The sequence below is a fragment of the Vibrio sp. YT-19(2023) genome, from assembly GCF_033337395.1.
This window is the reverse complement of sequence record NZ_JAWOQN010000406.1, coordinates 1-755: the sequence shown is the minus strand read 5'-3', so window position 1 is coordinate 755 and position 755 is coordinate 1. Positions and strand designations below refer to the sequence as shown.

Below are 755 nucleotides of genomic sequence, written 5' to 3'. Positions count from 1 at the left end.
ATTAGACTATGGTTTAAGTAATCATCAGGTTGAACTCATAGTTAATCGTTTTGAAAAGAAATCAACAATATCCTTAAAAGATATTGAAAACGCAGTTGGTGGCCATGCGATACATTTAGTTCCAAATAATTTTGCTATTGCGATAGAGAGCGCCAATTTAGGTAACCCAATTGTTCAATCTAAGAAAAATAGTGCTTTAAAAGCTTCGTTAGCGGAAATATCGCACTTATTAGAAAGCCCAACACAAGAGCACCAAAGTTGGATTAAGAAATTCTTTTCTTAGTAAGGGGGAGTTATGTTTTTCAAACGGAAAGGCGTCGGGAGTTCATTCAATTCCGTAGATGAAGAAAAAGAATCGAAAGTCGTCAAGGTCGATCTTGCTGCGAAAGCAGAAGACGAAGATTACGTCAGTGAAAACAAACCACTAACGCCGGTTGAAGCGAAACTGAAAGCGATTGAAGAGCAGAAAAAACAACTTGAGCAAGATCTGGCTATCAAGCACTACTACCATAAGAAATTGCTGGATACTTTAGACCTTGGCTTGTTATCACATCTGCAAGAAGATCGCGCGAAAGAAGAGTTAAGGGAAGCGGTGATTCAGTTGATCGCCGAAGACCAAACGCATCCTTTAAGTTCAGAAGCGCGCAACCGCGTGATCCACCAAATCGAAGACGAAGTGTTTGGTCTTGGGCCGCTTGAGCCACTGCTTGAAGATCCAACCATTTCAGATATTTTGGTCAATGGCCCTAAAAACA

The 755-nt window shown here is 40.5% G+C and carries 2 pseudogenes; both read left to right on the top strand.

Annotated elements, in window-relative coordinates:
• A pseudogene (locus R7E78_RS26215) lies at positions 1-283 on the top strand (type II secretion protein); the annotation flags it as partial.
• 12 nt (positions 284-295) lie between these two features.
• Positions 296-755, top strand: a pseudogene (locus tag R7E78_RS26210) (CpaF family protein); the annotation flags it as partial.